General features: G+C 67.5%; 9 protein-coding genes. 2 read left to right on the top strand and 7 right to left on the bottom strand.

Annotated elements, in window-relative coordinates; translation table 11 throughout:
- Positions 1–335: 335 nt before the first annotated feature.
- The 7 genes from ACFVX4_RS18600 to ACFVX4_RS18570 form a co-directional block, all read right to left on the bottom strand.
- A complete protein-coding gene (locus ACFVX4_RS18600) occupies positions 336–1,154 on the bottom strand; it encodes an immunity 49 family protein (RefSeq protein ID WP_389978135.1) in 819 nt (272 codons plus the stop codon).
- A gap of 60 nt (positions 1,155–1,214) precedes the next feature.
- Positions 1,215–3,953, bottom strand: a complete 2,739-nt coding sequence (locus ACFVX4_RS18595) for a hypothetical protein (RefSeq protein WP_389978132.1) — start codon at positions 3,951–3,953, stop codon at positions 1,215–1,217.
- Positions 3,950–4,375: a DUF6507 family protein gene (locus ACFVX4_RS18590; protein WP_389978129.1), complete on the bottom strand. Its 426-nt coding sequence runs from the start codon at positions 4,373–4,375 to the stop codon at positions 3,950–3,952. The genes ACFVX4_RS18595 and ACFVX4_RS18590 overlap by 4 nt, the downstream gene beginning before the upstream one ends.
- Positions 4,376–4,702: 327 nt before the next feature.
- Positions 4,703–4,936 (bottom strand): DUF397 domain-containing protein, encoded by a 234-nt coding sequence (locus tag ACFVX4_RS18585; protein ID WP_389978126.1) that lies wholly within the window; start codon positions 4,934–4,936, stop codon positions 4,703–4,705.
- Positions 4,929–5,126: a DUF397 domain-containing protein gene (locus ACFVX4_RS18580; protein ID WP_389978123.1), complete on the bottom strand. Its 198-nt coding sequence runs from the start codon at positions 5,124–5,126 to the stop codon at positions 4,929–4,931. The genes ACFVX4_RS18585 and ACFVX4_RS18580 overlap by 8 nt, the downstream gene beginning before the upstream one ends.
- A 42-nt stretch (positions 5,127–5,168) precedes the next feature.
- Entirely contained in the window at positions 5,169–5,360 is a 192-nt protein-coding gene (locus ACFVX4_RS18575) for a DUF397 domain-containing protein (protein WP_389978120.1), read from the bottom strand.
- 12 nt (positions 5,361–5,372) lie between these two features.
- Positions 5,373–6,224: a helix-turn-helix transcriptional regulator gene (locus ACFVX4_RS18570; RefSeq protein ID WP_389978118.1), complete on the bottom strand. Its 852-nt coding sequence runs from the start codon at positions 6,222–6,224 to the stop codon at positions 5,373–5,375.
- Positions 6,225–6,433: 209 nt separating this feature from the next.
- On the opposite strand from ACFVX4_RS18570, the gene ACFVX4_RS18565 reads away from it, so the two are divergent.
- Together ACFVX4_RS18565 and ACFVX4_RS18560 are read left to right on the top strand one after the other, a co-directional pair.
- Positions 6,434–6,868: an ATP-binding protein gene (locus ACFVX4_RS18565; protein WP_389978116.1), complete on the top strand. Its 435-nt coding sequence runs from the start codon at positions 6,434–6,436 to the stop codon at positions 6,866–6,868.
- A 70-nt stretch (positions 6,869–6,938) separates the two neighbouring features.
- A complete protein-coding gene (locus tag ACFVX4_RS18560; RefSeq protein WP_389978113.1) occupies positions 6,939–8,399 on the top strand; it encodes an endonuclease/exonuclease/phosphatase family protein in 1,461 nt (486 codons plus the stop codon).
- Positions 8,400–8,527 lie beyond the last annotated feature (128 nt).

The following is an 8,527-nucleotide window of genomic DNA, read 5'->3' as shown; positions in this document are numbered from 1 at the left end:
GCGCGGACGTCTTCCGCTTTATCGAGGTCGAGTACAACCGAACCCGTCTGCGCAAGCATCCAATCTACGGCTACGTCACCCCGATCGAGACCAGGACCCTGGCGGCCCAAGATCTCACCCACGCAGCGTAAACATTCGCTGTCCGTGATCGTGGGGGAACTTCAGCCAGGCGCTCGGTGACCTGCTGGTCGACCATAGGAATGGCGTGCCGCTCCACAATCACCGTCACGGATTACTCCTGTTAGTAGCCTCGAAGAAGAAGTAAGCCCGCATTGATCAAGGCCCCTGCCTGGACTTTCGTCGCTGGTAGGGGCCTTGATGCTGCGCTGGGGAAGCTACGCGTCGAACTCGCCGCGCCAGGCGAAGTCCAGCAGGGCGGTCGGCAGGTAGCCGGACTCGACCTCGATCGGAATGCCGTTGGCCTTCGCCAGGCACGCCACCGCCAGCGGGGCGATGGACACGACTCCTTCGATGTTCTGGACGCGGTCCTCGTCGGCCGTCCAGTACTCCTTGTGCCAGCACAGGGCATCGTTCAGGGCCTCGTTGAAGCCTGCTGCGTCGTTGCGCAAGTAGCGGTAGAACATCATGATCGGCGGGTACTCCAGCTTGCTCATGGTCTCGGCGTCGAGGACGTGAGTGACCTCAGGAGCACTCAGATCCACGGCCCGCACCAAGTGCTGGCTGACATCGTCACGCCTCAGCCAGAAGCTCCGGAGGGTCTCCACCCAGGCGTAGACGTACTCGTCCAGCACACCACCGCAGTCACGCAGCAACGACTCGGGCACCCGCGCCAGCATGTCGAGGCGGGCCGTCTCCCGGCAGATCAGCGCCAGGAAGAAAGCGTTGAGCCAGGTCCCCGCATTGAGGTAGATCTGCGGACCGGTGGTGGCGAGCTGGCGCTCCTCCTGCTGGATCTTGCAGGCCACGGTCTCCTGATCGGTGAACGTGGCGGCGAAGACCGCCGAGTGCACCTGCATGGTCAGCAGCCAGGACTCCCAGGTCTTCAGCATCACCGCGTCCGGGTCCCCGATACAGCGGACGCGCGCCACATTCAGGGACGTTGTCAGGGCCCCGCTCCTGGCACGATGTGAGGTCCCGATGGTCTGCAGCGAATTCGCCAGGGACTTCTCCATCACAGGGACGACTGCCCCCATCTCAGCCACCGGATAGCTCTGGCGGGACACGCTCGTAACCACTGATCTCCCTTGTCGGATTCAGATCTTGAAGTATTCGAGGACTGCTCCAGCGTACGTACCCTTGCCCTCGACGGCCTTCACCATCGCATACTCCAGGTTTCCGCTTTCGAACGCCGGCCTCAGCTCGGCCGCCAGATCGGCGTTGGTCCAGGTTTTCCCTGCGCTGTCGGTCACCGAAAGCAACGGGCGGGCTTCCATCTCAGAGATGATGGTTTCCAGGTAGTGGCTGGTGCCCTGCTGCACCATTAACTTCTCGGCGGCGCCCTTGCCTCTGCGCCAGATGAGCCCCGAACTCGGTGCCTTCGCCTCGATGATCACGAGCTTGCCGTCCGGCCGCCGGTACAACTGGTCGAACATGTTGGCACCGTTGGGCGTCTTCGGCAGAGGCTGCTCCACCGCACCCTCGAACCGCTCAGGCACCACGTGCAGCCGCGCGGCGTCCTCGCCCAGACGCTCGGAGTAGCTGCTGTTGTTGGACGTCTGATCGTCGAAGTGATCGATGAACTGTTCCTGGGCGCGCTCCACTGCGGCCAACGTCTGCTCGGTAGGCGCGGCCTTGTACGCACGCTCGGCGTTGGACAGGTCCACAGAGACCTTGCGATCCTTCGCGACATCGTCGAGGTGGTCGATCTGGTCGACCGGGGTGCTCCCGCGAGTCAGTGGGTCGCGGCCGTACCTGATCTCCGACGGGGCCGAGGGCAGGTCGTGCTTGGAGATCCAGGATCCGTCGCTGTCCTTTGCGAGGATGGGTAGTTCGACCCCGTCGATCTTGGTGTGGATGCTGTGGCGATGGCCGTCCGACCGATAGTGGAGGTCGAACCAGGACTTGTCCGGGTCATTCGCACGCCGGACGAATTCATCCTGCTTGACCTTGATCTCTTCAGCGGTCAGCTGCCGATCGCCCGGGGGGTGCGCCGGGTGCGCCGCATCATCCGCGCCGTGCGCCGCGTCGTCCAGGCCGCCTGTGCCCGGGTTCTCCGGGAGCTGGGTGCCACCGCCCGCGGACGGGGGTTCGTGGTGGCCCCCGCCGCCGGGGCCCTTCGTGTGGCCGCCCGTGCTGGAAGGGCTGTCACCGTGGCTGGTACCCGAGGGGCCGTCGGCGTGGCCGCCGCCTCGGGCGGTGCTGTCCAGATTGTTCGTGGGCATCTGGTCGCCCGCGTGGCCGCCGGGGGTGTGGTCCGGGGTGTGGTCGCCCCTGTGGAGTGGGTCGGAGATGTCGCTGCCCAGGCGGATCGCGTCGTCGCCAGCGCGGCCGCCGACGCCTACCAGCGCGCGCTCCGGGACCCCGGCCGTGGCCGGGGAGTCCACCTTCGGGGCGTCGACGCGCGGGATGTCCGCGCCCGCGTCCGGCTTGCCCGTCGGGGCGTCCTTCGCGCGCTGGGTGATGTCGCCCGCGGCGTCGTAGATGTTGCCCTTGGGGTCCATGAACTGCGACGGGCCGTCCACTGGCAGCTTCACCGTGCCCGGCGGAAGGGTGGTGGTGCCCTCGGGGAGCTTGATGTTGCCGTCGGGGAGCTTGATCGCCCCGTCCGGAACCGCCGAGCCCGACGGGAGGTGGATCGCCCCGTCGGGGAGGTGGACGGCACCCTCGGGGAGAGCGATCGCACCGTCCACGTTGATGGTTGGGGCCTCGAACTTGCCCAGGCCCTTGAGTCCCGCCATCACGTCGCTGATCTTCGACAGTCCCGCACCCGCGCCCTTGAAGACGTAGGTCATGGGGTCCACGGCGCGGGCGGTCCTGCTGGTGAGGGAGAGGGCCTTGGCGGCCAGGCCGGCTTTGCCCGCGCCTGCTGCTGCGCCGCCGGTGCCGCCGGTGAAGACGGTGGTCAGGACGTTGAAGGTGACCGCTCCGGCGGCGCGGGAGGGGTTGCTGCCCCACTGGTCCCAGGCGATCAGGGCCTTGCCGGTCTCCTTCACCGCGGTCTGGGAGTCGCGTATCCAGGCGGAGTGGTCGCCGGGCAGGACGTGCAGGACGAGCATCGCGGCGGGGGAGAGCCCGGTGGCGAGTTTGGCCAGGCCGGTCCATGCCTCCTGCGCGGCGTCCCCGCCCTCGAAACCGGCCAGGGTGCCCAGGCCCTTGAGGGTGCCCCAGACCCCGTCGACGAGGAAGCCCTTGCCGAAGTCGTAGGCGTGCTCCCACACCTGCCACCAGGGCGTCGACTCCTCGACCGCCTCTCCCCAGGGCAGGCTCTTGGCCTGCTTGAGGGCATCGGCGTCGTACCCGTACACGCCCTCCTTCTTGCCGGAGCCGTCATCGATCTTCAGCGTCTTGCCGCCGACCAGGGCGACGATCTTGGCGTGACAGGCCCGTTCCACCTCCTGGAAGGCGGTCCAGACCTCGGCTATCTCGCCACGGCGCCGGTTGTTCTCCTCGACCAGGTCACCGTCCTCGCGCCACTTGTCGTCGCCTTCGGCCTTGACCCGGAAGGCGACCGCGTCCCGCTTCAGCTCCTTGAGCTTCTCCACCAGCGGGAACGCATCGTCCGAGTACGTACTCAGCGCACCGGCGATGACGCACAGGTCTGAACTCAGAGACAGCCCGGTCGCCGCCACCGGCCCGGTCGTCGCGAACAACTGCTCCGCCTCGGGCGCCTTGTAGAAGGCGCTCAGCCCGCCGAAGCTGCTGTGCACATCACCGGCAGCCGTCGCGATCGCGGCCCCGTGGCCCGACAGAGCCGTCACCTTCGTGTCGAGCAGGGCCAGGTCGCCGGTGAAGACCGGTATCCCCACCGGGTCGACCGGCTCGGTGTCACTCACCGGTGCCCCTGCATGCCCTTGAGGACGTTCAGACGTACGGCCTTCGCCGCGTCCTGCGCGTGCCTGGCCGTCTCCAGATCACCCTCGCAGTACGCGTTGGTGGCCTCGACCGCACCCAGCACGGACGCCTCGATCCGCTCGGCCGCCGCCTTGAGGTCCTTCTTGCGCTCACCCAGATACTCACCCAGCGCCGCGGCCACCGGCCCCATCGCCTGACGGGACAAAGGCGCCTGACCCGGAGCCACCGGCCCCTGAAGGTGCGTGACCGCCTGTGGGCCCGGCACCGCCGTACCCGCCGCCTGGGCCGCCTCCGACACCGTCGTCATCAGCGCCGTCAGGGCCTTCTCCAGATCACCGGCATGCGTACCGACAACCTTCAACTGCCCCTGCACACCCTGCGGTCTGATGTCCCACGCCACCATGCGAAAGCCCCCACCCTGTTGTGCCCTGCTGAAACCGGCTGATGGCCCGCTCCAACGGCACATGCAGCTGACCATGGACGGAACGAACGGTTGTTCGCTTGATCATCCTTATCAACCCGGGCGTCGCTGGCGCAATCAGCAAATCGGCAATTGGCCAACGCTGGCTCACTCATGACATTGGTGATGCGTACTGATCGCAGCCTTGTCAGTGTCGGGAGAGGTGTTTGCAGCTATGGATGTATGCGGAGTCTTCCGCCGCCCGCGCGCGAACGGTTCGCCCGTGCCTGGGCAGGGGCCGGATCTCCGCTTTGGCCGTGAGGCCCGGCTCTATCCGGCGGGCTCGGCGAAGTGGTCGAACTCGCCGGCCATGACGCCCTTGGTGAAGGCCGCCCATTTCGTCCGGGTGGTCGTGACGATGTTGGTGGGGTCGCCGGTCTCGCGGAGGTAGACGAAGTCGTCCGACCCGAAGGCGATCTCGATCCAGGGTCCGGGGCCTTCCGAGCCTTCGGGGGCGGCGCGGACCCAGGTCAGGTCGGCGGGGATGCCGGGGGTGTCAGTCACAGGTGCGGTCCTCCTTGATGGTGCGTACGAGGGCGGCCCAGGCGGTGGGAGTGGTGTGGAGTACGGCTCCGGCGGGGCCGCTGCTCTCGGTGAGGCTGACCGTGCCGGTTCTGGTTCTGGCTGCACCCACGTGTATGCATGCCTCGCCCTGTGCGCAGTAGGACGACTTCTGCCATGCGTCGGGCGACATCTTGGGTTCCTTCACGAGAAGTTGGTGGGAATTCCCGGGGCGTCAGTCACGGGTGCGGTCCTCCTTGATGGTGCGTACGAGGGCGGCCCAGGCGGTGGGGGTGGTGCGGAGTATTGCTCCGGTGGGGTCGCCGGATTCGGTGAGGCGAACGGTGCGCGCGGGCGAGGCGGATATGTGTATACACGCATCTCCTTCTCCGCAGTACGACGACTTCTGCCAGGGGGATGTGGGCACGGCGGCGTCCTTTCACAGTTCCTGTGCGATACGGCGGATGAAGTTCTGCGATTTCTTCGGGGTGAGCGCGACGGCTTCCATCCGGTCGAGGAGCGTGCGGTACTTCAGTAGCTGATGCTCGGCGTCCAGCAACACCGGCCCGTGGGACTGGTCGAGATGCACCGTGTCCAGCTGAGGAGCCGGGCCGAGCCCGTACGCGACCGATTGTCCGGATCCCGGGTAGGCGCCGGCGTCGAACGGGATCACGGAGACGGTGATGTGCGACTGGCTGCTCATCGACAAGATGTGCTCCAGCTGCTTGCGTGCTGCGTCGCGTCCGCCGAACTTCATTCGCAGAGCCGCCTCGTGTATGACGGCCGAGTATGTGACGGGAGACGCCCGGTAGATGACGTCCTGGCGCTTGATGCGGTGGGAGACGCGGTGCTCGATCTCTGGTGGCGTCAGTTGCGGCACGACCTGGCCGAACACGGCGCGTGCGTGATCCGGGGTCTGGAGCAGCCCTGGAATGTGGCAGGTGTAGGCGGTTCGCAGGGCGACCGCGTGGTGCTCGAATTCCGCCAGATCCAGCAGCCCTGTCGGGAGGATGTCCCGGTACTGCTCCCACCAGCCGGATGACCGCTCGATCGCCATGGCGGCCAGCGCATTGACGTACGCGTCGTCGGAGCAGGCGTAGACGCGGGCCATGGCACGCACCCGTTCGGGGCTCACGCCGAAACGGGCGGACTCCACGTTGCTCAACTGCCCTGAGCTGGTTCCCACCCGCTTCGCGGCCTCGGTCGCGGTCATCTCCGCCTGTTCCCTGAGCTTGCGGAGCTCAGCTCCAAGACGACTGCGACGGGCCGTGAGCGCTGGCCTCGCTGCCATCGAACTCCTCCTGATGTGGGGCTGGTCGGGCTGTCACTCGCACGAGGGAATCGGCCTGTATTTTCTCGCGATTCGACAAAAACTCTTTGCCGCGAGTCTAGTCTCGGTCTCAGGCCACCCGCCCGGAAGTACCCCGCTCGACGGAGCGGCCTCGTCACCGGGCAACCGGAAACCCGCGATCCAACTTCCCCCCGTGAACGGAGACTTCCATGGTCGGTTCCACGGTATCCCCGCCCTGGACATACACCCTCCAACTCCCGCAGGATCCCCACGCCCCCGGCGTCGCCCGTGCCACCCTCCGTAACGTCCTGCGCGTGCACGGCATGCCCGAACTCACCGAAGTGGCCGAGTTGTTGGCCAGTGAGCTGGTCACCAACGCCTACCTCTACTCCTCGGGGCCGTACTCCCTGCGCCTGCGCGACGCCGGGCGCAGCCGCATCCGGCTGAGCGTCTGGGACACCGATCCGCACATCCCCGCCCCGTTCCGATGGGGCGCCGGGACACCGGAGGAGCTGGCCGAACGCGGGCGCGGGCTGTATCTCGTCACGCTGTACGCGGAGTCCTGGGGTGCGTACCCCATGCGGGGCGGGCTGCCGGGGCAGGGCGGGAAGCTGCTCTGGGCCGAGTGCACGGCGAAGGCGTAGGGGAGGGCCTCGGAAAGGGCTGCGTGCAATGATCCCGGACCGTTCGTAAACGCCAGGGAGGCAGGGGAAGTTGTTCCGCAGAGCAACGAGCTGGATCGCCGCATTCGCGGCGATATTGGGTGTGGGGATGGCGTTCGCGCCGGGGGCATCCGCCGCGGACACCGAGGCGATCGCCAAGTCCGCCGGCCAGAAGTGGGCCCTGAAGTCGGAGGCCACCGGCAAGTACGTCTCCACCGAGATCAAGGACGGCGACAACCAGTGGGCCGAACTGCGCGCACGGAGCGACACGATCGGCGCCTGGGAGCGGTTCACGCTGCACACCGATGACGAGGGCAAGACCGTCAGCCTGAGGTTCGAGGCCAGCGGGTACTTCGCCAGCACCGAGATCGAGGACGGCGGCACCCACGACGGAATGCTGCGGGCCCGTGGTGCGAAGATCGGTGGCTGGGAGCGGTTCGCTCTCGAATCGCTGGGGGACGGGCAGTACGCGCTGAAGGGGCAGGCCGAGGGCCTGTACGCCTCCGCGGAGAAGAACGCCACCGGGAACGACCACGGGCTCCTGCGGGCCCGCGCCGGTGCCGTGGGTTCGTGGGAACGGTTCACCCTGGTGAAGGCCGGCGCGGCCGGAATCCCGGAAGGCACCACCGACGCCGGGAGCGCGGTCCCGCCGCTCGCCGGATCGGCCGCCTCGGCCGCCTCGGCCACGGCGCGCATCATGTCCTGGAACGTCTGCGGCAACATCAACACGGTGAGCCCGTGCAACGGTGGCAAGCCGATCGGCAAGGACGCCCTCACCGCGGGTCTCAAGGAGCGCCTGGCCAAGGCCGCGTCCTACCCGGATGTGATCTTCCTGCAGGAGATCTGCGAGAAGCACGCCAAGCCGGTCGAGCTGGCGCTGAAAGAGGGCCCGTACCAGTGGGACGTGCGCTTCGCGCCGATCAACTGCGACGTCGACGGGACCGGCCTGAAGGCGCAGAAGGAGTGCATGGACGCCGACGGGTACGACCGGGGCGCGTACGGCGTCGCCATCGCGGTTCCCGACGAGAACGCCTGGTACCAGGCGTACGAGTTGCCGTCCCCGGCCACGTACGTGAACAAGGACGGGGCGACCCGCAAGGCCGAGCAGCGTACGGCTGTCTGCGCCACCGTTCCGTCCCAGGCGGCCATGTACTGCGCCGCGCACTTCAGCACCGGGGGCAAGGGCTGGGACGACCCCGAGCGCACCTGGCAGAAGAGGCAGGCGGCGACGCTCATGGAGAAGGCCGACCAGCGCGGCTACCGGCCGGTCTTCGGCGGCGACCTGAACGTGAGCCCGCCCGCCCGGAACCTCGACGTACTGACGCCCGTGTACGACCGGTACCAGGAGTGCGCCGAGAAGGACGGTGTGTACGACGGTCCCGACACCAAGGACGGCGAGAAGATCGACTACATCTTCAGCCCCTACTCGTTCAGCGCGTGTTCGGTGACGGACTACGTGGGGCTGTCCGACCACTTCTCCATCCACGGCTCGGTGCCGCTGCCCGCCAAGTGAGCGGACCCTGGAGGAACCCCGGCGGGGCCCCCCCCCTAACGGGGAAGCCACAAGAAACCCAGGCTGGACGACCTCCTACTGGCAGAAAACGTGGGGCGTCCTTCCACGGTTCCCCCAATGCCCCCTCT

The organism is Streptomyces sp. NPDC058240, from assembly GCF_042882135.1.
Classification (GTDB): Bacteria; Actinomycetota; Actinomycetes; order Streptomycetales; family Streptomycetaceae; genus Streptomyces.
Note: the sequence above shows the minus strand (reverse complement) of the source record. Positions and strands in the feature narration are given on the sequence as shown.

Bases quoted from the DNA above. Each gene is read 5' to 3' on its own strand.
- ACFVX4_RS18590 (WP_389978129.1), bottom strand. From the start codon at position 4,375: ATGGTGGCGTGGGACATCAGACCGCAGGGTGTGCAGGGGCAGTTGAAG.
- ACFVX4_RS18600 (WP_389978135.1), bottom strand. From the start codon at position 1,154: ATGGGGGCAGTCGTCCCTGTGATGGAGAAGTCCCTGGCGAATTCGCTG.
- ACFVX4_RS18570 (WP_389978118.1), bottom strand. From the start codon at position 6,224: ATGGCAGCGAGGCCAGCGCTCACGGCCCGTCGCAGTCGTCTTGGAGCT.
- ACFVX4_RS18580 (WP_389978123.1), bottom strand. From the start codon at position 5,126: ATGTCGCCCGACGCATGGCAGAAGTCGTCCTACTGCGCACAGGGCGAG.
- ACFVX4_RS18565 (WP_389978116.1), top strand. From the start codon at position 6,434: ATGGTCGGTTCCACGGTATCCCCGCCCTGGACATACACCCTCCAACTC.